Here is a 21,151-nt window from a genome sequence, read left to right as displayed (position 1 = left end):
TCGCGCTGCTTCAAAGAAGCGGACTGAGCGTCGCCAGCAGGTTTTGCCACAGCCGTCGCAACATGCTGTCGCGTGCGACATCTTCGGCCATAACGCGATCGGAATCGGCCAGATATTCGTCCTGCCGCGCACGGATTTCGCCGACGAAACCCGCATCGGCGAACAGGATATTATTCTCGAAGTTAAGCTCGAAGCTCCGCCGGTCGAGGTTCGCCGAGCCGATCAGCGCGACGGCGCCGTCGACCACCATCGTCTTCGCGTGGAGCAGGCCGGGGCGATATTCATATAGCTGGACGCCCGCGCCGATCATCTCGTCATAATAGCTGCGGCTGGCATTGGCGACGATGCGGCTGTCGTTGCGCTGCGGCAGGATCATCACCGTGTTCACCCCGCGCCGCGCGGCGTCGAGCAGCGCACAGATCAACTGTTCGTCGGGGACGAAATAGGGCGTCGTGATCACCAGTTCGCGCCGCGCCGAATGAATCAGCGAGGTGAAGCAGGCCGTCATCGCGGGGTAGGGCAGGCTGGGGCCCGTGCCGACGACCTGCGCGACGATGCCCGGCTTGGCGGCCGCCGGTTGTTCGGCATCGTCGCAGAGCAGGGCGCTGATATCGTCGCCATGCTCCGACTCCCAGTCGGCGGCGAAGATGAACTGGCAGTCCTGCACCACCGGGCCTTCCCAGCGGGTCATCAGGTCGACCCATGGCGCATAGCGCGATTTCACCCGGAATTCGGGGTCGGCGAGGTTCTGGCTGCCGCACCACGCGATCCGGTTGTCGACGATGAGCTGCTTGCGGTGGTTGCGCAGGTCGAAGCGGCCGCGGATCAGCGTCCAGATCAGCCCGCCGATCGGCAGCGCGATCCGCGCGTCGACCCCGGCATTTTCGAGCTCGATCCAATAGGCCGAGCGGATGAAGCCGCGCGAACCGAGCGCGTCGGCCAGCACGCGCACCTTGACCCCGCGCCGCGCGGCGCGAACCAGCGCATTCTTGATCCGGAAACCATTGTTGTCGGCGAGCCAGATGTAGAAGCAGAGATGGACGGTCGACGTCGCCGCGTCGATATCCTCGACCATCTCGCGGATCGCGCTGTTGCTGTCGGCCGACAGGCGCGCCCGGTTGCCGCGCGTCGGCGGCAGCGCATTGGCGGTCTCGGCGAGCGCGAAGGGCGCCGCATAAGGTGTCTTTGCGAGGGCGCGGCGGATCGTTTCATTGTGCGCCGGGTGCGGCAGGTGGGCCTCGATCGCGCGATAGCGGGCGCGGCGCTTCGCGCTGATCCGCGCCTCGCCGAGCAGCAGATAGGCGATCACCCCGACGACCGGCACCATGATTGCCGCGATCAGCCAGGCAATCCGCGACGCGGGCTCGCGCTGCGGCCGCAGGATGATGCGCCCGATCACCACGATATGAACCGCGAAGAACAGCAGCGACAGGACAAGGGCGGCGTCGAATGCCATCGCGGCAGTTCAACCGGCTTTCAGGAAAAAGGCCAGCGCCAATTTGCGGCCGGTCAGAACTCCTCCGCCGCGCCCATCAGTCCGGCAAGCTTCTTCGGTGCCACCGCGAGCCAGCTCTTGCGGAGCCATTCGCCGATGGCGTCCCAGTCGGTGTCGCCAAGGTCGAGGCGGATGCCGACCCAGCCGTCGCCGAAATAGGCGGGGCGGTAATAGCGGTCCTCGTCGAGTTCGATCAGTTGCGCCTGTTCGTCGGCGCCGCTGATCTTGACGAGCAGCGCGATCTTGCCGTCGCCATGATGATCTTCGGTGAAATAGGCGAACTTCTTGCCCTTCGCGATGCCGAAGCACGGCATGCCGTGCGAGGTCACTTCGTCGGCTTCGGGCAGCGCCATCGCGAGTTCGCGCACCCGGCCGAGTATGTATTCGGGCGAGCGCTCGCGCGTCACGAAGACCGCGAGGGTTTTGGGGTAAAGCTGATGCTCGGCAAACTGCACCCGCCGGGCCAGGCTTTCGACCGTTTCGCCGGGCACGATCGCGACCGGCGTCTGCGCGAGCACCGGCCCGCCGTCGAGCGCCGTGGTCACGACATGGATGCTGCACCCTCCATGGCTGTCGCCCGCATCTATGGATTGGCGGTGCGTGTTCAGCCCCTTGTATTTCGGCAGCAGGCTGGGGTGGATGTTGAGCATCCGGCCTTGCCAGTTTGCCACGAAAGCATCGCTGAGAATGCGCATATAACCGGCGAGCGCGACATATTCGGCGCGGGCTTCGTGCAATTGCGCGTCGACGAGCGCGTCGAACGCATCGCGGTCCATGCCCTTGTGAGAGAGGCTCCAGGTCGCAATGCCTTCGGCCTCCGCAATCTTCAGTCCCGGCGCTTCGGGATCGTTCGCGGCGACCAGCACGATCTCGTAAGGGCAGTCGTCGGCTTTCGCGGCATAGAGCAGCGCCGCCATATTGGTCCCGGCGCCCGAGATCAGGACGGCGACGCGCGCCCTAGCCATTATGCGCGGCCGACCACGCCGCCATCGCGCTCCATGTCTCGGACCCGCCCGACACGGTACAGCCCTTCGCCCCTTCGGCGATGTGGCCGATGCGGTGCACCGTTTCGCCTGCGGCTTCGAGCGCGGCGGTGACTTCGGCGACGTCGGCTTCGGCGACGACGACCGCCATGCCGATCCCGCAATTGAAGGTGCGCGCCATTTCCTCGGGCTCGATATTGCCCTGCGCCTGCAGGAAGGCCATCAGCCGCGGCTGCGCCCACGCATCGGCGTCGACATGCGCGTGGAGCGTTTTCGGCAGCACGCGCGGGATATTCTCGAGCAGCCCGCCACCGGTGATGTGGGCGAGCGCATGGATCTTGCCGGTTTTCACCAGCGGCAGCAGGCTTTTCACATAGATGCGCGTCGGCGCCATCAGCGCGTCGATCAGCAGCACATTCTGGTCGAACAGGGCAGGGCGGTCGAGTTTCCAGCCCTTGTCCGCGGCCAGCCGCCGCACGAGCGAAAAGCCGTTCGAGTGGACGCCCGACGACGCAAGGCCGAGGATCACGTCGCCTGCGGCGACCTTGTCGGCGGTCAGCACCTGATCGCGCTCGACCGCGCCGACGCAGAAGCCGGCAAGGTCGTAATCGCCGTCGGAATACATGCCCGGCATTTCGGCGGTTTCGCCGCCGATCAGCGCGCAGCCGGCCTGCTTGCAGCCCTCGGCGATGCTCGCGACGACTTCGGTCGCGACGTCGTTGTCGAGTTTGCCGGTGGCGTAATAATCCAGAAAAAACAGCGGCTCGGCGCCCTGCACGATCAGGTCGTTCGCGCACATCGCGACAAGGTCGATACCGACGCCGTCGTGCTTGCCCGATTCGATGGCGAGTTTCAGCTTCGTGCCGACGCCGTCGTTCGCCGCGACGAGCAGCGGATCGTTGAACCCCGCCGCCTTGAGGTCGAAGAAGCCGCCAAAGCCGCCGAGGTCGGCGTCGGCACCGGGACGGCGCGTCGCACGGGCGAGCGGAGCAATGGCACGGACCAGCGCGTTGCCGGTCTCGATCGATACGCCGGCCTCGGCATAAGTGTAGGAGGCGGGTTGGTTGTGCTTGGAATCCATGGCCAGCGCGACTAACGACTCTGGCCACGAAATGCCATGATTTCCTTGTCCGGCGTCGAGCTTTTGGGCAAAGCATAGAGAAGATATGATTTCGGTCGCTTTCCCCCGCTTCGCGCCCCGTTTCTCCTTCGACGCCGTGCGCCCGCGCGACTGGCGCTGGGCGGCGCTGTTCGGGCTGCTCTTCGCGATTCTGGTCGTCGGGGTGGTCGAAGGACAGATCAGCCGCGGCGATCGCGGCATTACCCCGATCAACAGCAGCGGCGACTTTCTCGCCAGCGGCATCCTTGTCGACGTCACCGGCGACAATGCCGAAGATGCGCGCGAAAAGGGCTGGCGCGAGGCACAGCGCAAGGGCTGGGCGCAGCTCTATCGCAAGTTGAACGGCAGCGACGGTCCGGCGCTCGGCGATTCGGTGCTCGACGGCATCGTCACCGCGATCGTCGTCGAGGACGAACAGATCGGCTCGCGCCGGTACGTCGCGCGGCTCGGTGTCCAGTTCGACCGCGTCCGGGCAGGCCAGATTTTGGGTGTCAGCGGCCGGACGCTGCGTTCGCCGCCTTTGCTGGTCATCCCCGTCTATTCGGTCGACGGCATTCCGCAGGTTTTCGAACAACGCAGCGCCTGGCAGCGCGCTTGGGCCGAATATAACACTGGGCAGAGCGCGATCGACTATGTCCGCACCGCGGGCACCGGCGCCGACACGCTGCTGATCAACGCCGGCCAGACGGGACGCCGCGGCCGCGTCTGGTGGCGCGTCATTCTCGACCAATATGGCGCCGCCGACGTCCTCGTGCCGATGGCGCGGGTCGAATACAGTTATCCCGGCGGGCCGATCAAAGGCTATTTCACCGCGCGTTTCGGTCCCGACAACAAGCTGATTTCCAGCTTCACCATGACCGGACCCAATCCCACCGCGCTGCCCGACATGATGGAAAAGGCGGTCGCGCGCATGGACCGCATCTATATCGATGCGCTGGCTGCTGGCGTGCTCAAGACCGATACCTATCTCGTTCTCGAAAAGCCGGTCGAGAAGGAAGACCTGCCCGAAGAAGTGGCGACCGACGCCGACGTCCTGCCCACCGAAACCGATGCCAGCGTCCCGGCGACGGCGGTGGTCGGCGTGTCGAGCTTTACCGTCCAGTACAGCTCGCCCGACGTCGAATCGGTGTCGGCGACCGAGCGCGCGATCGCGGGCATTGCGGGCGTCCAGTCGGCCTCGACCACCAGCCTTGCGCTGGGCGGTACGTCGGTGATGCGGGTCAGCTTCCGCGGCGACATCGCGGCGCTCAAGGCTGCGCTCGCCGCGCGCGGATACAAGGTACAGGAAGGCGGCAACACGCTCAGGATCAGTCGCTGATGGCGCGTGCATCGGGACAGATTGCGCTCCCGCTCGACTGGAGCGCCGGCGGAGCGAACGACGGTCCGTTGATCGTCGGCACCAGCAACGCCGATGCCGTCCGCTACCTGCGCCATGTATCGACCTGGCCGTGGCCGGTACGGACCGCGGTTCTCGTCGGCCCGCGGGGGTCGGGGCGCAGCCTGATCGGCCGATTGTTCGCGCGCGATACCGGCGGGCGCGTGATCGACGGGCACGACAGCGTTTCGGAAGAGGAGCTTTTCCACGCATGGAATGCCGCGCAGGCTTCGGGGACGCCGCTGCTGGTCATCGCCGATGCGCCGCCCGCCGAATGGCAGATCGCCTTGCCCGATCTGGCTTCGCGCCTCGCGGCGGTGCCGGTGTTGACCATCGGCGATCCCGATGACTGCCTCGCACGCGACCTGATCGAAGCGCTGTTTGCGCAGCGCGGCATTGCCATCGCGCCCGAGGTTGCCTCCTATATCGTGCCGCGCATGGAGCGCAGCTATGCGATGATCCACCGCATCGTCGCGGTGCTCGATGCCGCTTCGCTTGAACAGGGAAGGCGCCTCGGCGTTCGTCTTATTCGTGAAACATTACTGTCACAGGGGCTGATCGATCCCGATCTCCTCGAAAGGCAGGACAGCGATATATGTCGATAGCAAATGGCCCCCTTCGCGCCGACAATGACGCCCTGACGGAACCGCCGAGTTTCGGTCCCGAGCGCTTCTTCAATCGCGAACTGAGCTGGCTCGCCTTCAACCGCCGGGTGATGGAAGAAGCCCGCAATCCCGCGCATCCGCTGCTCGAACGCTTACGCTTCCTGTCGATTTCGGGCAGCAACCTCGACGAATTCTTCATGGTCCGCGTCGCCGGCCTGAAGGGCCAGCAACTGCAGGGCATCGACGATCCGTCGGCCGACGGCCGCTCGCCGGGGCAGCAACTCGCCGAGATCGAGGCGGAGGTGAACCGCCTCGTCGACGAACAGCAGAGCGAATGGCAATTGCTCCACCGCCTGCTCGCCGAACAGGGAATCGTCGTCCACGGCACCGGATCGGATGTCGATGCGTTACGCGCCCGTCTCCGCCAATATTTCCTCGACCAGATTTTCCCGATCCTGACGCCGCAGGTCCTCGACCCGGCGCATCCCTTTCCCTTCATTCCGAACCGCGGTCTCGGCATCATTTTCGACCTGCAGCGCAAGGCGACCGGCGATACGGTGCGCGAACTGGTGATGATCCCGGCTTCGCTGCCCCGTTTCGTTCCCGTTACCGGCGAAACGACCGCGTTCGTGCCGATCGAATATCTGATCGAGATTTTCGGCGGCCTGCTGTTTCCGGGCTTCACCATCCGCTCGCTCGGTGTTTTCCGGATCATCCGCGACAGCGACATCGAACTGGAGGAAGAAGCGGAGGATCTCGTCCGCCTGTTCCGTACCGCGATCCGCCGCCGCCGCCGCGGCCGTGTCATCCTGCTCGAACTCGAAGCCGACATGCCAGGCGAGATTGCGGCGGTGCTCAATGCCGATATCCAGGGGCATGAAGCGATCGTCGCCAAGATCGGCGGTTTCATCGGGCTCGCCGCACTGTCCGCGCTGGTCGACGTCGATCGTCCCGACCTCAAGTTTCCGGCCTATTCGGCGCGCTTCCCCGAACGCATTCGCGAACATGGCGGCGACTGCTTTGCGGCGATCCGCAGCAAGGACATCCTTGTCCATCACCCGTACGAAAGCTTCGATGTCGTCCTGTCCTTCCTGCGGCAGGCGGCGGCGGACCCCGATGTCGTCGCGATCAAGCAGACGCTCTACCGCGCCGGCAACCAGTCGCCGGTGATCCGCGCGCTGATCGAGGCGGCCGAGGCGGGCAAGTCGGTCACCGCGGTCGTCGAACTCAAGGCGCGCTTCGACGAGGAGCAGAATCTGCTCTGGGCGAACCAGCTCGAACGTGCGGGTGTGCAGGTCGTCTACGGCTTCATCGAGTGGAAGACGCATGCGAAGATTTCGATGGTCGTGCGCCGCGAAGGGCAGGGCTATCGGACCTACTGCCACTTCGGGACCGGCAACTATCATCCGGTGACCGCGCGCATCTATACCGATTTGAGCTTCTTCACCGCCGACCCGCGCGCCGGGCGCGATGCCGCGCAACTGTTCAATTACATCACCGGTTATGTCGAGCCCGAACGGCTCGAACTGATCACCATGTCGCCGCTCAACATGCGCGCGCATCTGTGCGATCTGATCGATGCCGAAATCGCGGCCGCAAAGGCCGGGCAGCCGTCGGGCGTCTGGGCGAAGATGAACAGCCTTGTCGATCCCGACATCATTGATCGCCTCTATGCCGCAAGCGCCGCCGGGGTGCCGATCGAACTGATCGTGCGCGGTATCTGCTGTCTGCGGCCAGGGGTCGCGGGTTTGTCGGAAACGATCCGCGTCAAATCGGTGGTCGGCCGCTTCCTCGAGCACAGCCGCGTGTGGGCCTTTGCGAACGGCGCCTCGCTGCCGCACCAGCGTGCCAAGCTCTATATTTCCAGTGCCGACTGGATGCCGCGCAATTTCGATCGTCGCGTCGAATATATGATCCCGATCGAAAACCCGACCGTTCACGACCAGATCCTCGATCAGGTGCTCGTCGCGAACCTCATCGACAATGAACAAAGCTGGGTGCTCCAGCCGGACGGTACCTATGCGCGGGTAAGTCCGGGCGACAAGCCCTTTAACCTCCACCATTATTTCATGACGAACCCTTCGCTGTCGGGTCGCGGCACGGCGCTGCACAAGCGCCACGACGTGCCGACGCTCGCCATCGATATGCGCGAAGATTGAGACGATAGATTTGGGTTTGCTGCGCTCCTCGAAACTGGCGGTCCACCGCTCGGCGGTCATCGATATCGGTTCCAACTCGGTCCGCCTCGTCGTGTATGAAGGGCCGCGCCGCGCGCCGGCGGTGATCTTCAACGAAAAGGTTGCGGCAGGGCTGGGCCGTGGTCTGTCGATCGACGGACGCATCGCCGACGAGGATGCCGCGCGCGGACTGACCGCCTTGCACCGCTATGCGCTGCTCGCGCGTCATATGGAGGTCAAGGACCTGCAATGCGTCGCGACCGCGGCGGTGCGCGATGCGGCCAACGGCCCGGACTTCATCGCGAGGGCGGCCGAAGCAGGCCTCAAGATCCGCCTTCTGTCGGGCGAGGAAGAAGCCGAAGCCGCGGGGCACGGCGTGATTGCCGCGATTCCCGACGCCCATGGCATCGCGGTGGACCTTGGCGGCGGCAGCCTCGAACTGGCGGAGGTCGCGGGCGGCGAGGTCGGCCGGCGGGCGTCCTTTCCGCTCGGCGTGCTGCGCTTGCCCGCGCTGCGCAAGGATGGCGAACAGGCGTTCGAGCGCGCGGTGCGCAAGATGCTGAAAAGCGCCGGATGGCCGGCGCTGCTCACCGGTCTGCCGCTCTACCTCGTCGGCGGATCATGGCGTGCGTTGGCGCGTCTCGACCTCGAACTGACGCACGATCCGCTTGCCGTGCTCGACCAGCACACGCTGCCGCGTGCGGCGCTCCGCCGGCTGGTGCGCGCGACGAGGCGGCTGAGTTTCGAGGAAATACGAGCGATCCCGGGCATGGCGTCGACCCGTGCATCGACGCTGCCCGACGCGGCCGCGCTGCTGGCGGCGCTCGCCAATATCATCGATGTTCCCGAAATGACCGTCTCGTCGTCGGGGCTGCGCGAGGGTCTGCTCTACCAGACGCTCGATGCGGCAACGCAGGCGCAGGATCCGCTGATCGTCGCCGCCGAATTCGAGGGCCGTCGCCTCGCGCGCTTCGCCCCGCATGGCCCGGCGATCGCCGACTGGATCGCGCCGCTTTTCGCGAGCGAGGCGGTGGCAGACAGCCGTATCCGGCTCGCCGCCAGCCTGCTCAGCGACGTCGCGTGGTCGGCAAATCCCGATTTTCGTGCCGAACGTGGGACCGAGATCGGCCTGCACGGCAACTGGCGCGGCATCGACATACCGGGCCGGATTCTGCTGGCGCGGGCGCTCCACGCCGGGTTTGGCGGCGCCGACGGCGATTTTCCAGCGATGGGCGCGCTCGTCGAGGCAGAGCGCCTCGCGCGGGCGCGGCAATGGGGGCTTGCGATCCGCCTGGCCCAGCGGTTGACCGGCGGGGTCGAGGCGCCGCTGAAAGCCAGCGCGATCGCCCATATCGACGGAAAATTGCGGCTCAGCCTCGATCCGGGTTGGCATCATCTGGCCGGTGAATCGGTCGAACGCCGGCTGCGCTCGCTTGCGCAGGCGCTCGATGCCAAGCCCGAACTGGTATTGCGCTAAGCCGCCTTGCTTCAGCCGGCGTCGTCGATCGGGGCGGCAGCAGCGGCATCGATTTCGCTCATCACCAGCTTGCCGTTCTTGACCGCAAAGCCCATCCGGCCTTCGACAAGGTCGAGCGCGGCGTGGCCGAAGACGTCGTAGCGCCAGCCCTGCATCATCGGGATATCGTCGCGGCGCCCGGCCGCGAGCGCCTCGAGGTCGTCGCTGCGGGCGATCAGCCGCGACGCGACATTGAGTTCGCGGGCACGTATCTTGAGGAGCAGTTTGAGGAGGTCGGCGACGAGCACGCCTTCCTTGCCGAGCCCGGGGCCGCGCGGCGCGCGGTCGGGCATGTCGTCCTTGGGCAGTGGCTTGGCATTGTCGAGCGCGTCCATCAGCCGCGCGCCGATATCGTTCGACTTCCACGTCGCCGACAGCCCGCGCACCCGGCCGAGCCCGTCCTGATCCTTGGGTGGATGTGCGGCAAGATCGCCGAGCGTCTCGTCCTTGACGATGCGGCCGCGCGGCAGGTTCTTTGTCCGCGCCTCGCGCTCGCGCCACGCGGCGAGCGCTTTCAGGCGGCCGAGCACGTCGGGTTTGCGCGACGGCACCTTGATCCGCAGCCAGGCCTTTTCAGGGTCGACGTTATAATTGGCGGGGTCGGCGAGTTTTTCCATCTCTTCGTCGAGCCAGTGGCCGCGCCCGGTCTTGACCAGTTTTTTCAGCATCATCGGGAAAATCTCGGCGAGGTGCGTCACATCGCCGATCGCATAATCGATCTGGCGCTTGTCGAGCGGGCGGCGGCTCCAGTCGGTGAAGCGCGCGCCCTTGTCGAGCACGATACCGAGCCACGCCTCGACGAGGTTCGAATAGCCGACCTGTTCGGCCTGCCCGAGCGCCATCTGCCCGATCTGCGTGTCGAAGATCGGGTGCGGCGTCTTTCCGGTCAGGTTGAAGATGATTTCGACATCCTGTCCGCCGGCGTGGAAGACCTTCAGCACCTCCTCATTGTCGACGAGCAGGTCGAGCAGAGGTTTGAGGTCGATGCCGTTGGCCATCGGGTCGATCGCGGCGGCATGTTCGCTGTTTGCGACCTGAATCAGGCAGAGTTCGGGCCAGAAGGTATTCTCGCGCATGAATTCCGTATCGACCGCGATGAAATCGCTGTCCTTGATAAGGCCGATGAATTCGGCGAGCGCGGTACTGGTTTCGATGAGCGGATGGACTTGCATGATGGGCCTATACAGCTAGTTGGGAAGGACGGGCAGGAAAAATTGCCCGCACTCTTCGGGTCGCGGATCCGCAACAGCGGACAGGGGAAAACGCGAAGGGGTCTTGGCGATGATGTGGATCGGTTGGGGGCTGGCGGCGCTCGGTTTTGCGCTGCTTTTCGGGCAATATATGGCGGGGCAGGCCGATATTTTCGTATCGATCGCCAACCCGCGGCCGCTCGACGAGGAGCGGATGGTGGTGACGCTGAAGGGCTGGGGTTTCGCCAGCGCGGCGGCGCAGCCCTTCATCGCGTCCGAATCCGACCATGGTCTTTGCGATGTGCGCGTCTTCGCGACGCGGCGGCAGATGCTCGTCGCGCTCGTCAGTTTCGGCTTCCTGCGTCCGGTCACCGTTGCGTGGCGGGCACATGCCGGCATCCAGCCGCTGGGAGACGCCTGATGCCGATCGTCCAGCTTGGCGATGAAGGTCGCTGGACCAACTATCATGGCACCGGCACCTGCGAGGCCGCGACGCGTTTCGGCCTGCGCAGCGGCGATGCACTGCGGGGCCGCGACGAACTCGCGCTCGCGGCGAAGGCGGTGCAGGATTGGCTGACGGCTGCGCAGGCGGCGGGGCGCCGCGTCCGTCCGCTCGGCGCGGGCTGGTCGCCGTCGAACGTCAATATCTGTTCGCAAAGCTGGCTGCTCCACACGCGGCGCTTCAATCGCTGTTTCCGCATCGGCGCCGGCGACGTCCGCCCCGGCATCGATGCGGACGCGCTGATGCTCGTCGAGGCGGGTGCGCTGGTCGACGAGGTCTCCGACAAGCTTGAGGAACAGGGCCGCTCGCTCTGGACGAGCGGTGCCGGCAACGGGCAGACCTTTGCCGGCGCCTGCGCCACGGGAACGCACGGATCGATGATCGCGCGCGGCGGCATCCAGGACCATATCCGTGCGGTGCAGGTGGTGACGCCGGGCGGCGTCCATTGGGTCGAACCGGCGGCAGGCGTGATGAGCGATGCCTTCATCGCCGCAACGGGTTCGATGCCGCTCCGCGACGATGACCTGTTCGCCGCGCTTCAGCTTCCGGTCGGGTCGCTCGGCATCGTCACCGCCTTGGTCGTGGACAGCGTGCCGAAATTCCTCGTTCGCCCGATCCAGAACCTGCGCACCGTCGACCGCGCGGCGCTCGATTGGCTGGCGGCGGGCGACTTCCGACGCTTTTCGGCGGCCTATGCGCTCGATCAGGACCCCGATTTCGTCCAGATGATCGTCAACCCGTACAAGCCGTTCAAGCGCCCCGCGATGCTGCGTTTTCTGTACCGCGAGCCGTGGCGTGACGATTATTCGCACGCAACGCCGGGCGAACTGGGGGCGGGGTACGACGCGCTCAGCCTGCTCGGGCGCTTGCTCGACGACTATCCATGGGCGCGCGGCGCGCTGCTGCAATATGCGATGAAGCTGGGCTATGCGAGCGGCCCCGACGTCGACGATCCGCCGGTTTACGGCAGCTGGGGCGAGGGGCTCGACACGCACCGGCCGCTCGCCGACCTGTTCAACGCGTCGGTCACCATCGACCGCGCCGATCTGGCGCGGGCGTTCGAGATGATATGCACCGTCTATGCGCGCCATGGCGGCTCGACGGTCGTGACGCTGCGCTTCATGGCGCGCGCCGAAGGACTGCTTGCGCCGGCGCGCTATCCGCACAATGCCGTGATCGACTTCGACGGGCCGCGCAGCGAACGGACGGCCGCGGCTTATGCGCGCGTCGTCGAGGTGCTCGATGCACAGGGGATCGGCTTCACGCGCCACTGGGCGAAAAGCTGTCGCCTCGATGCCGCGCGGGTCGCCGCCGACTATGGTGAGGATTTCCGCCGCTGGCGCGCCGCGCGCGATCGGTTGATGCCCGATCCCGCGCATCGCGCGCTGTTCGGCAGCGAGGTGCTCGACGGGCTCGGCCTGACCTGCTGAATCGACCGTCCACCCTTGACAAATGGCGCGCCGACCTGCCTTAGGCGCGGCCATAAATCACGTTAAACGTGATTATTCCAATCATTGAAAGACGAGAAAATGCACGCCTATCGCACCCACACATGCGCAGACCTTCGCGCCGCCAACGTCGGTGAGGACGTCCGTCTTTCGGGCTGGGTGCACCGGACGCGCGAGCATGCGAATGTGCTCTTCGTCGATCTGCGCGATCATTATGGCATCACCCAGATCGTGGTGGAGACGGGTTCGGACCTTTATCCCACGGTCAACGCCTTGGGCCCCGAGTCCGTTCTGACCTTCACCGGCAAGGTCGCCGCGCGTTCGCCCGAGACGCTCAACCCGAAGCTGGCGACCGGCGAGATCGAAATCTATCCGACCGCGGTGACCGTGCAGTCGGCCGCCGAACGCCTGCCGCTGCCCGTGTTCGGCGAAACCGAATATCCCGAGGAAATCCGCCTCACCAACCGCTTCCTCGATCTCCGCCGCGAGCGCCTGCACAAGAATATCGTGCTGCGCTCGAACGTCATTTCGTCACTGCGCCGCCGGATGATCGACCAGGGCTTCACCGAATTCCAGACGCCGATCCTGACCGCGAGCAGCCCCGAGGGCGCGCGCGACTATCTGGTGCCCAGCCGCGTCCACCCCGGCAAATTCTACGCGCTGCCGCAGGCGCCGCAGATGTTCAAGCAGTTGCTGATGGTTGCGGGCTTCGACCGCTATTTCCAGATCGCGCCCTGCTTCCGCGACGAGGACGCGCGCGCCGACCGTAGCCCGGGCGAATTCTACCAGCTCGATTTCGAGATGAGCTTCGTCACGCAGGACGATGTTTTCAACGCCATCGAACCCGTCCTGCACGGCGTGTTCGAGGAGTTCGCCGATTTCGACGGCAAGGGCCGCAGCGTGTCGCCGCTGCCGTTCCAGCGCATTCCGTACCGCGAATCGATGCTGAAGTACGGCAGCGACAAGCCGGATCTCCGCAACCCGCTGCTCGTCCATGACGTGGGCGATTTCTTCAAGGGATCGGGCTTCGGCCGCTTTGCGACGATGGTCGAGGAAGGCCAGGTCGTCCGCGCCGTCGCCGCCCCCGAAACGCACGAGAAGAGCCGCAAATTCTTCGACGAGATGAACAGCTGGGCGCAGTCGGAAGGCTTCCCGGGCCTCGGCTATGCGACGCAGAAGGACGGCGTGTTCGGCGGACCGATCGCCAACAATCATGGCCAAGAGGGCATGAAGGCGATTGCCGACGCGATGGGTCTCGGCCCGAACGACGGCATCTTCTTTGCCGCCGGGGTCGAGGCGAAGGCGGCCAAGCTCGCCGGCCTCGCGCGCACCCGCGTCGCCGACCAGCTCGACCTCATCGACAAGAGCCGCTTCGAATTCTGCTGGATCGTCGATTTCCCGATGTTCGAGGCCGACGAGGACACCGGCAAGATCGATTTCAGCCACAACCCCTTCTCGATGCCGCAGGGCGAGATGGACGCGCTGGTGAACAAGGATCCGCTCGATATCCTCGCCTATCAATATGACATCGTCTGCAACGGCGTCGAACTGTCGTCGGGCGCGATCCGCAACCATCGCCCCGACATCATGTATAAGGCCTTTGAAATTGCCGGTTACAGCCAGCAGGATGTCGACACCAACTTTGCGGGCATGATCAATGCCTTCAAGTTCGGCGCACCGCCGCACGGAGGTTCCGCGCCGGGCGTCGACCGCATCGTGATGCTGCTCGCCGACGAGCCGAACATCCGCGAGGTGATCGTTTTCCCGATGACCCAGAAGGCCGAAGACCTGATGATGGGCGCCCCGGCGCCGGTCAGCGAAAAGCAGCTCAAGGAACTCAGCATCCGCCTCGTCGACGGCCCCAAGAGCTAGGGCGTGGACGGCGGGCCCCGCGAACACCGGCTGGATACGCCGGAAGGCGAAATCTGCTGGTTCGAGTGGGGCGAGCCTTCGCCCGGCCGGGCGTCGCTGCTGTTGCTCCACGCGACGGGCTTTCACGCGCGGCTGTGGGACCGGGTCGTCGCGGCGCTGCCCGCCGGAACGCACGTTGTCGTACCCGACCATCTGGGGCACGGCCGCAGCGCCAAGCCCGCCTCGCTGTCCGACTGGGCGGCGACCTCGGACGCGCTGTTGCCGCTGGTCGATCTGTTTGCCGGAAGCCCGCTGGTGGGCTGTGGACACAGCATGGGCGGCTATGTCCTTACCCGCCTCGCCGCGGGACGCCCGGCGGCCTTCCGCCATCTCGTGCTCGTCGATCCGGTCATCATGGAGCCGGCGCTGTACGACGAGGCGGCGGGGCAGCCCGTGCCCGCTCCGGCCGGGCATCCCGTCGCGCGCCGCCGCGCCCGCTGGGACGGGTGGGAAGCGATGAACGCCCATTTTGCGCAGCGGCCGCCCTATACCCATTGGCAGCCTGAGGTGCTCGCCGATTATTGCCGCTTCGGCCTGTTGTCCGCCGCGGACGGCGAAGGCTTCGACCTGGCCTGTCCGCCGGCGCTCGAGGCGTCGGTCTATCTGAATGCGCTGCGGACCAGCCCCTATCGCTGGCTCGAAGACATGGCGGCACCGGTCAGCGTGATCCGCGCCCGGACTGGCGAGCGCGCAAGCGCGCTCGATTTCTCGGTCAGCCCGACCTGGCCCGGCCTTGGCGATGCCCTGGGCGCGGTGCGTGACGAACAATGGGGCGAGCATAGCCATTTCATCCCGATGGAAGCGCCCGAACGTCTCGCCGCCTTGCTCGCCGACTTGCTCTGAAGAGGCGGCCGCGCTTTGACAGCCGTACCGGGCTGCGATAGCCCGTCGCGGGGTTGATCGGGGGAAGGGGTATCATGGTCGATGCGCGCGCAGCCTTGGCGGCTGTTTGTCTGTGTCTCGCAGCGCCGGCGGGTGCCGAGGTGCTGACGATCGCGGCCGCCGAACCGGCGAATGCGGAGGCGAACGACCTCTATCGCCTTGCGGTCGAGCGGTTCGAAGGGCGCGACGGCGCCGTGTTCGCGCAGGCGCTGGAGGCCGAACTCGGCACCGCCGAGTTCGACGGGCGCCCCTATTTCCGGATCGTTGCGCCCGAATCGGGGGCGCCGATCGATGCGCTGGTGACCGGTACGGTGCGCAGCAACGTCGAGGAGCTGCCCGTCACCGAAAAGCGCGACCGCTGCACCGAATATGATCCCGCCGACAAGAAGAAATGCCTGAAAGAGGTGGAGGTCGAAATCCGCTGCCGCCGCCGCATCGCGACTGCAGCGACGACGGTGCGGCTGGTCGCGATCGCCGATGGGTCGGTGCGCTATTCGCGGCCGCTGAACGCTCGCGACGAAATCACCTATTGCCCCGACCGCAGCGCATCGCGGACGGTCGAACAATTCGTCAATGCGACGCGCAAAAAGCAGGTCGAGACGATCCGCGACGACCTTGCGCCGCGCCGCTATGTCCTCGACGTGCGCGTCGACGAGAATCGCAAGGGGCTGGCCAAGCCGGCGGCCGAGGCGTTCAAGGACGCGATCCGCCAGACCAAGAGCGACCAGGCCGGAGCCTGCGCAGCGTGGACCGCGCTGACCCGCGACGCGGTGCCGACCGCGGCGCTTGCCTTCAATCTTGGCCTTTGTTCCGAAATGCAGGGCGATTTCGATGCCGCGACCGACTGGTACGGCGAGGCACAGCGGCAGGGATTGCGCGGCGAGGCCATTCCGGCGGCGTTGACGCGGATCGAACGCCATCGGCAGGCGATCGCCGACTGGCAGGTGCGCAAGCAGCTTATGAGTTACAAGTAAGGAAATCGCGGGTCGCTGTACCAGAACACGACAATGGCGTTCGCCCCCTTGGTAAGCGCCGCATCGGTGGTCTAGGAAAGCCGCATGACCATTTCGCTTTCGGACCATGAATCGGGCGCCAAATATGACGGCGACTATGGCGACGACCTCAAGGCGCTGCAGGAACGGCTGGAATGTGTCCAGTCGGCGCATATCACCCATGGCCAGCGCAGCATCATCATGTTCGAGGGCTGGGATGCCGGCGGCAAGGGCGGCATCATCAAGCGGCTGACCGCGCTGCTCGACCCGCGCTATTTCGAGGTCTGGCCGATCTCGGCCCCGACCGAAGAAGAAAAATCACGTCATTTCCTGTGGCGCTTCTGGAAACGGCTGCCCGGCAATCGCGAAATATCGATCTTTGACCGGAGCTGGTACGGGCGGGTTCTCGTCGAACGGGTCGAGGGCTTTGCGAGCGAAGCCGAGTGGCGCAAGGGCTATGACGAGATCAACGAGTTCGAGGCACAGCTCACCGGTAGCCGCACCAATCTCGTCAAGCTGTTCATCCACATCACGCAGGAAGAACAGGACAAGCGTTTCGCCGATCGGCTGGACGATCCGTGGAAGCGGTGGAAAACCGGCGCCGAAGATTATCGCAACCGGGCGAGGCGCAAGGACTATCTTGCCGCGATGGATGAGATGTTCGCGCAGACCGACACGCGCTGGGCGCCGTGGAAGGTGATCGACGGCAACAACAAGAAGGCGGCACGGATCGCGGCGCTGACCCATGTCGTCGAGGCGTTGGAAGCCGCGGTGCCGATGACGCCGCCCGATCTCGATCCCGCGGTGGTCAAGCTGGCGCACAAGGCCTTTGGCTACACCGCAAAAGACTAGGCTTCTGGCCGCGCCCGGCTAGCAATCCCGGCGCCCAGCCGCTACATGGGGTGGATGAGCCGCGCCAAGAGATCCGACGACTGGGGTTTTCCCCGCTGGCGCCCCTATGGCTCGTCGCGCGAGGCGCAGAAGGTCCGGATCTGCGACCGTCATGGCTGTGCCGAACCGGGCAACTGCCCCGCGCCGAAGTCGCCGAACAGCCCCGACCGCTGGTATTTCTGCGAGGCGCACGCCGCCGAATATAATCGCGGCTGGGACTATTTCGAAGGATTGAGCGCCGAAGACGCCGCGGCACGCGCCGCCGACGAGGCGCGCGGCGCGCGCAGCTATGCCCGCGCGCAGCATTATGCATGGGGCGGGTCGGGCGACGGCAGCCGCAGCGCCGACGAAATGCGCGCGCTCGAACTGCTCGGGCTCGACCCCGACGCCGATTTCGACGCGACGAAAAAGGCGTGGCGCGCCTATGCCAAGGAATGCCACCCCGACGTCAAGCCGGGCGACGAAGAGGCGGCGAAGCGCTTCGCCGCGGGGCAGGCGGCGTTCGAGGTGCTCAAACAGGCCGAAGAGCGAAAGAGCTGGAAGCCCGCCTAGCGCATAGCGACGTTTGCAAGCGGCCTGGAGTGGACATTTTTTTCTCTTCGTCACCCCGGACTTGATCCGGGGTCCACGACTTCGGCGCCGCAATGGATCCCGGATCAAGTCCGGGATGACGAAAGTGTCGGAAGCAACGGCCGCTCCCCACTCCAGCGTGGCTATTTATAGATGCACGCATCCAGCCCGTCGCGCTTCACGACGCCGATCCGCGCGCGGATCGTATTGCCGTAGCGGCGGGTGAAGCCCGAGGGGCTCACCGCTTCGCGCTTCTTGGGCAGCGGCAGGATCGCAGCGATCCGCGCGGCTTCTGCCGGGGTGAGCTTACCCGCGCCATGTTTGAAATAGCGCTGCGCTCCGGCCTCGACGCCATAGGTGCCAAGCCCCGTCTCGGCGACGTTCAGATACACCTCCATGATCCGGCGCTTGCCCCAGATTTTTTCGATCAGGAAGGTAAACCACACCTCGGGCACCTTGCGCACATAACGTGTCCAGCCGCTACCTTGCCACAGGAAGACATTCTTGGCCGTCTGCTGGCTGATCGTCGACCCGCCGCGCATCCGCTTGCCCTTCGCGTTGCGCTCGATCGCCTGCTCGATCGCATCGCGGTCGAAGCCGTCATGGCTGCAGAATTTGCCGTCCTCGGCTGCGATCGCCGCAGCGACCATGTTGCGATCGATGCGGGACAGGCCGGTCCAGTCCTTGGTGATTCCGTTGCCGTCGGCCAGCATGGTGAAGGTCACCGGCGGCGGGACTACTGCATAGACGAGCACCCATACGACCGACGCGACGATGAACCAGAACAGCCATTTGAACGGCCGCAGATACCAGGGCAGCTTGCGGCGTTTGGCTTTCGGCGAGGCAGGACTCATCGCATCGTCTCTATCGCCGCGGCGGCGATGGTCAATCGGGGAAGCGGACGACGCTGTTGCTGGCGGGCAGCGAGGGGCCCGTTCCCGCGGCGGTAACCGGCGGCCATGCCCCTTTGCCGAGATCCCCGATCGCAGCGTAGCGGCCGATCATCCGGTAGCCGTCCAGCAGGAACGGCAGGCCTTCGGAGCCCAGCGGCGAAATGCTCGATGCGACATGAAAATGAAGATGCGGTGCCGATCCTTGCCCGGTCAGCCCGACGCGGCCGATCACGTCGCCGCGTTTCACCCGGTCGCCGGCCTTGACCCGGACGCCCGGTTGCAAATGTTCGTAAAAGGCGAAGCGGCCGTCGCCGAGGTCGAGCGCGACATAATTGCCGGTCGCGTCGCCGATCGCCACCTTCGGCAGGTCGGCGCGTAGCACCGGCTCGGCAAAATCGTTGCGAACAGCCGCGACCACCGCGTCGGCGACGGCGAGGACCTCGCTGCCGTGGCTGTAGGAATCGGCCAGCGACTTGCCGTCGCTGCGATCGAGCCGCCCATTGGTGTCGGCCTTCATCCAGTCGATCGCAAACCGCCCGGGGATCGTCGCCCGGCCGGCGGTTGCATAGACGACGCGGCGGTGGCCACGTTCCATTTCGGGCGCATAGACCGCGACCCACGGGCCACCGCGCAAGGGCGGGCCGAGCACTGGCAACGGCCGGTGGTCGACGCCGATCGAACCGGCGTCGATTGCCGCTGCGCCAGCGCTCGTCCGGATCGCTGCGCGGTGGCCCAGCGATTTTGGCCGCGCGCCTTCGGCCAGAACGATGTCGAGATAGACGATAGCGCGCATGCCCGGCGCGATAACGACGCCGGGATCGCCGTTGCCGGCGGAAATCCCGCCTACCGCCGCCGACAGCGCGTCGCCCGCCAGTGTTGCCAGCGGCGCGCCGGTGACCGCGTCGCTCACCGTCAGGCCATCGAGGCTTAATGGTGTCGAGGCAAAATTGGTGAGGTGCAATTCATAGACCAGATGCTCGCGATCGCCGATCCGCACCGGCGCCGGACGGTAGGGCAATTGGGCGTCGAACGCCTGGACCACAGGGGCGGAGGCCGGCTGCGCGAGAAGCGCCGACGGCATGAACTGGCTCGCTGCGACGGTGAGCAGGGCAAATGTCCGGAAGGGCGTCATCGGAACACTCTATGTCCCGGCCGACCATTGGCAAGCGGCTTGTCCTGCTGGCGATTGCGATCCGCTAATCGACGTGAATCGTCCCGGTCATGCCCATCGACGAATGCAGGAAGTGCGAGCAATGGGCCGGATATTCGCCGGTCCTGGGCGTCAGCGTGACATCGACGCTTTCACCCTTGCCGAGCGATACGCGGCCTTTCTTGCCGCCTACTTTGGTGCGGTTCGCGGCATCCATCGCCGCAGCGGTAAAAAATTCGGCGGCCGTAAAATCATGCCCGCCGGAGCCATTGTTGACGAAGTGGATCGTCACGCTCTGGCCGCCATGCAGATGAAGCGTTTCGGGGGTGAAGCTGAAATTGGCCATCACGACCTCCGCCTTCCCCGCTTGGTCGGCGGCGAGGGCGGGGGCTGCAATGGACAGGGCGGCAGCGAGCAGAATGAAACGCATGACAAGGCACTCCTTCTACCGGAAACCCCGGCTATAGCCGCCCCGAAATGATCGCCGCCCGATGCGGGCGTCAGGCTTCAGGCATTGATCAGCCGACGGTCCCCCGCGAGCTTGAGCATCGCCTTCTGCAGCTTTTCGAATGCCCGCACCTCGATCTGGCGCACGCGTTCGCGGCTGACGTCATAGACCTGGCTCAGATCCTCGAGCGTCTTGGGATCGTCGGTCAGCCGGCGTTCGGTCAGGATATGGCGTTCGCGTTCGTTCAGCGTTTCGAGCGCTTCGCTGAGCAGCGAATGGCGCACGTCGCGCTCCTGCGCTTCGGCCACGCGTTCATCCTGCAACGGGCCTTCGTCGCCGAGCAGGTCCTGCCACTGGCTGTCGCCATCCTCGCCCATCGGGACGTTCAGCGAGGTGTCGCCGCCCATCGCCATGCGGCGGTTCATGCTGACCACCTCGTCCTCGGTCACGCCGAGGTCGGTCGCGATCTTGGCAACATGTTCGGGGCTCAGGTCGCCGTCCTCGAACGCTTCGAGGTTATTCTTCATCCGGCGGAGGTTGAAGAACAGCTTCTTCTGCGCCGCGGTGGTGCCCATCTTCACGAGGCTCCACGACCGCAGGATGAATTCCTGGATCGAGGCGCGGATCCACCACATCGCATAGGTGGCGAGACGGAAGCCGCGTTCGGGATCGAACTTCTTCACGCCCTGCATCAATCCAATGTTGCCTTCGCTGATCAGCTCGCTGACCGGCAGGCCATAGCCGCGGTATCCCATCGCGATCTTCGCGACGAGGCGGAGGTGCGAGGTGACGAGCTGCGCGGCAGCTTCATTGTCGCCATGCTCCTGGAAACGCTTCGCGAGCATATATTCCTGCTCGGGCGTCAGCAGCGGAAATTTGCGGATTTCGGCCAGATAGCGGTTCAGGCTCGCCTCACCGCCGAGCGCGGGCACCGTGGCCGGAACATTGCTTTTATTAGCCATTGTTAGCGTCTTCCCTAATTTTTCAGAGGAGAAATATGCCG

General features: G+C 65.5%; 19 protein-coding genes. 11 read left to right on the top strand and 8 right to left on the bottom strand.

Translation table 11 applies throughout. From position 1 onward, the window contains the following. Positions 1–10: 10 nt before the first annotated feature. From cls to purM, 3 genes are read right to left on the bottom strand one after another with little or no spacing between them, the layout of a single operon-like run. Positions 11–1,456, bottom strand: coding sequence for a cardiolipin synthase (gene cls / locus LH19_RS12850; RefSeq protein ID WP_054728530.1), 1,446 nt, complete (start codon positions 1,454–1,456; stop codon positions 11–13). 53 nt (positions 1,457–1,509) lie between these two features. Beyond that, positions 1,510–2,460, bottom strand: a complete 951-nt coding sequence (purN, locus tag LH19_RS12845) for a phosphoribosylglycinamide formyltransferase (RefSeq protein WP_054728527.1) — start codon at positions 2,458–2,460, stop codon at positions 1,510–1,512. Further along, entirely contained in the window at positions 2,453–3,559 is a 1,107-nt protein-coding gene (gene purM, locus LH19_RS12840; protein ID WP_054728522.1) for a phosphoribosylformylglycinamidine cyclo-ligase, read from the bottom strand. Before purM ends, purN begins: the two co-directional genes overlap by 8 nt. A gap of 85 nt (positions 3,560–3,644) precedes the next feature. Here purM and LH19_RS12835 point away from each other — a divergent pair, with 85 nt between their 5' ends. From LH19_RS12835 to LH19_RS12820, 4 genes are read left to right on the top strand one after another with little or no spacing between them, the layout of a single operon-like run. Beyond that, the gene (locus LH19_RS12835) at positions 3,645–4,916 is read left to right on the top strand and encodes a hypothetical protein (protein ID WP_054728520.1); all 1,272 of its coding nucleotides are present in this window, start codon (positions 3,645–3,647) and stop codon (positions 4,914–4,916) included. Then, positions 4,916–5,578 (top strand): HdaA/DnaA family protein, encoded by a 663-nt coding sequence (locus tag LH19_RS12830; RefSeq protein WP_054728517.1) that lies wholly within the window; start codon positions 4,916–4,918, stop codon positions 5,576–5,578. Before LH19_RS12835 ends, LH19_RS12830 begins: the two co-directional genes overlap by 1 nt. Continuing rightward, entirely contained in the window at positions 5,569–7,737 is a 2,169-nt protein-coding gene (locus tag LH19_RS12825; protein WP_234716162.1) for an RNA degradosome polyphosphate kinase, read from the top strand. Before LH19_RS12830 ends, LH19_RS12825 begins: the two co-directional genes overlap by 10 nt. 16 nt (positions 7,738–7,753) lie before the next feature. Beyond that, positions 7,754–9,232, top strand: coding sequence for a Ppx/GppA family phosphatase (locus tag LH19_RS12820; protein WP_234716161.1), 1,479 nt, complete (start codon positions 7,754–7,756; stop codon positions 9,230–9,232). Between the two features lie 11 nt (positions 9,233–9,243). Here the strand turns inward: LH19_RS12820 and rnd are convergent, their stop codons facing one another. Continuing rightward, a complete protein-coding gene (gene rnd, locus LH19_RS12815) occupies positions 9,244–10,443 on the bottom strand; it encodes a ribonuclease D (RefSeq protein WP_054728512.1) in 1,200 nt (399 codons plus the stop codon). Positions 10,444–10,552: 109 nt separating this feature from the next. On the opposite strand from rnd, the gene LH19_RS29035 reads away from it, so the two are divergent. From LH19_RS29035 to LH19_RS12780, 7 genes are all read left to right on the top strand, one after another. Then, complete coding sequence (locus tag LH19_RS29035; RefSeq protein WP_062912880.1) at positions 10,553–10,882, top strand: hypothetical protein; 330 nt, start codon at positions 10,553–10,555, stop codon at positions 10,880–10,882. Then, positions 10,882–12,393, top strand: a complete 1,512-nt coding sequence (locus tag LH19_RS12805) for an FAD-binding protein (protein ID WP_054728506.1) — start codon at positions 10,882–10,884, stop codon at positions 12,391–12,393. The genes LH19_RS29035 and LH19_RS12805 overlap by 1 nt, the downstream gene beginning before the upstream one ends. 99 nt (positions 12,394–12,492) lie before the next feature. Continuing rightward, on the top strand, positions 12,493–14,283 hold the full coding sequence (aspS, locus tag LH19_RS12800) for an aspartate--tRNA ligase (protein WP_054728503.1): 1,791 nt from the start codon (positions 12,493–12,495) through the stop codon (positions 14,281–14,283). Between the two features lie 3 nt (positions 14,284–14,286). After that, entirely contained in the window at positions 14,287–15,165 is an 879-nt protein-coding gene (locus tag LH19_RS12795; RefSeq protein ID WP_054728500.1) for an alpha/beta fold hydrolase, read from the top strand. A 74-nt stretch (positions 15,166–15,239) separates the two neighbouring features. Beyond that, positions 15,240–16,178 (top strand): hypothetical protein, encoded by a 939-nt coding sequence (locus LH19_RS12790; protein WP_054728498.1) that lies wholly within the window; start codon positions 15,240–15,242, stop codon positions 16,176–16,178. A gap of 84 nt (positions 16,179–16,262) precedes the next feature. Beyond that, entirely contained in the window at positions 16,263–17,048 is a 786-nt protein-coding gene (locus LH19_RS12785; protein ID WP_054728495.1) for a polyphosphate kinase 2 family protein, read from the top strand. Positions 17,049–17,102: 54 nt separating this feature from the next. Continuing rightward, complete coding sequence (locus LH19_RS12780; RefSeq protein WP_054728493.1) at positions 17,103–17,639, top strand: J domain-containing protein; 537 nt, start codon at positions 17,103–17,105, stop codon at positions 17,637–17,639. 161 nt (positions 17,640–17,800) lie between these two features. Here the strand turns inward: LH19_RS12780 and mtgA are convergent, their stop codons facing one another. The 4 genes from mtgA to rpoH all read right to left on the bottom strand — a co-directional run bounded on the left by mtgA (position 17,801) and on the right by rpoH (position 21,110). Continuing rightward, the gene (gene mtgA / locus LH19_RS12775; RefSeq protein WP_054728490.1) at positions 17,801–18,511 is read right to left on the bottom strand and encodes a monofunctional biosynthetic peptidoglycan transglycosylase; all 711 of its coding nucleotides are present in this window, start codon (positions 18,509–18,511) and stop codon (positions 17,801–17,803) included. A gap of 31 nt (positions 18,512–18,542) precedes the next feature. Continuing rightward, the gene (locus LH19_RS12770; protein ID WP_054728486.1) at positions 18,543–19,682 is read right to left on the bottom strand and encodes a M23 family metallopeptidase; all 1,140 of its coding nucleotides are present in this window, start codon (positions 19,680–19,682) and stop codon (positions 18,543–18,545) included. Positions 19,683–19,746: 64 nt separating this feature from the next. Then, positions 19,747–20,130 (bottom strand): cupredoxin domain-containing protein, encoded by a 384-nt coding sequence (locus LH19_RS12765; RefSeq protein ID WP_054728483.1) that lies wholly within the window; start codon positions 20,128–20,130, stop codon positions 19,747–19,749. A gap of 77 nt (positions 20,131–20,207) precedes the next feature. Further along, positions 20,208–21,110: an RNA polymerase sigma factor RpoH gene (gene rpoH / locus LH19_RS12760; protein WP_054728480.1), complete on the bottom strand. Its 903-nt coding sequence runs from the start codon at positions 21,108–21,110 to the stop codon at positions 20,208–20,210. Positions 21,111–21,151: the final 41 nt, after the last annotated feature.

Origin of the sequence: Sphingopyxis macrogoltabida (assembly GCF_001314325.1) — a bacterium.
In the GTDB taxonomy this organism is placed as follows: domain Bacteria; phylum Pseudomonadota; class Alphaproteobacteria; order Sphingomonadales; family Sphingomonadaceae; genus Sphingopyxis; species Sphingopyxis macrogoltabida.
Note: the sequence above shows the minus strand (reverse complement) of the source record. Positions and strands in the feature narration are given on the sequence as shown.